Origin of the sequence: Nodosilinea sp. P-1105 (genome assembly GCF_012911975.1) — a bacterium.
Lineage (GTDB): Bacteria > Cyanobacteriota > Cyanobacteriia > Phormidesmidales > Phormidesmidaceae > Nodosilinea.
This window is the reverse complement of record NZ_SMDQ01000176.1, coordinates 1-917: the sequence shown is the minus strand read 5'-3', so window position 1 is coordinate 917 and position 917 is coordinate 1. Positions and strand designations below refer to the sequence as shown.

Annotated in this window: 1 protein-coding gene; it reads right to left on the bottom strand. The window is 58.1% G+C overall.

What is annotated here, in order from left to right; genetic code table 11:
- The coding region (locus tag E1H13_RS26640; protein ID WP_347404230.1) for an ISAs1 family transposase at positions 1 to 864 on the bottom strand (864 nt) is incomplete at its 3' end.
- Positions 865 to 917: the final 53 nt, after the last annotated feature.

Genomic DNA, 917 nt, shown 5'->3' with positions numbered 1-917 from the left:
CAAACTACTGATGTAGAACCGAACCTCGGTGGTGGTTTTGTTCCAGAGTTGGCGGGTACTGCGCACCATGACGACCGTGGTTAAGCCCGTCCACTTCGCCTGACGGGGCAACGGGGGTAATTGACTGACTGGCACCGTCCAGACCTGACGGGTTTCAATCCGGTGGTGACTCGACTCCAGCGTCTCATGGTAGTCATAGTCGATGCCAGCCCAGCCCTGGGCTTCTGCCTGCTCAAACCAGGTTTCGACCGCTCGGCTCAGGGTACCTTGATTCCCTTTGAGGGCCAACACATAGTCCCCCTCCGCCTGCTTGATCTGAGTCGCAATCGCCGTCTGAGTGCCCATGGCATCGAGGGTCACCACCGTCCCTTTCAGGTTCAGGAGTTTAAGCAGTAAGGGAACAGCGGTGATCTCATTGGACTTGGAGTCCACCCGCTGTTGAGCCAGCACCAGGCCATGCTCACTACTCCAGGCACTCACACTGTGCAGGGCTTTGAGATTCCCTTCCCGGTCATAGGAGCCGCGGGCGGTTTTCCCGTCTATATGAATCAACTCCAGGCCCAGGGCTTCGGTGATCCGTCCCACCCAGGCCAGAAACCCGGCCTCCAATGCCTGCGGGTCGAGCGCCCCAATCACGCGCCCAAAGGTATCGTGAGACGGGATGCCCTGGGGTAGGTCTAAAAAGGTCTCGAGCCACGATTGCTTTGCCCGACCATAGCGCTCAATGGCGACAAAGCCATCCGCCCCAGCCAGCACCGCTAAGATGGCTATCGTCACAATCGCTACCAGGCTATGGTGTTGGGTTCGTTCCACACGCGGATCCGGAAGGTGCTGAAAATGCTGGAGGACGCTCCGTCTTAAAATCTTAGTCTCTCGGGCCTGTTGAGGACTCAGAACCCGTTGACCAAAGCCTTGAG